Here is a 268-nt window from a genome sequence, read left to right as displayed (position 1 = left end):
GTGCAGCTGTGGGTTGGCCTCGATGATCTTCGCCTCACACACCTCCAGCACCACCGAGGGCTGTTCTCCGGCCAGGGCCTCGGCGACTGCCGCGTCCACGTAGGCGGCGTCCTCGGCATTGAGGTGCCGGGTCAACCTTGCCACCCGGCGGGCCACCCAGGCCTCGCACCGCAGGGTCTTCAGCACCGCCCAGCACTTCGGCAGCCGGTGCACCAGGTCCAGCCCGTCGGCGACCAGCCAGCGGGTGGCCATCGGGTGCGTCTGCCGG

1 pseudogene is annotated in these 268 nt (G+C 71.3%); it reads right to left on the bottom strand.

Features of this window, described 5'->3' with window-relative positions:
- Positions 1 to 252, bottom strand: a pseudogene (locus ASD66_RS24825) (hypothetical protein); the annotation flags it as partial.
- Between the last annotated feature and the right edge of the window lie 16 nt (positions 253 to 268).

The organism is Nocardioides sp. Root151 (genome assembly GCF_001427925.1).
Classification (GTDB): domain Bacteria; phylum Actinomycetota; class Actinomycetes; order Propionibacteriales; family Nocardioidaceae; genus Nocardioides.
The sequence above is the reverse complement of the archived record's forward strand: the minus strand, read 5'-3'. Positions and strand labels throughout refer to the sequence as shown.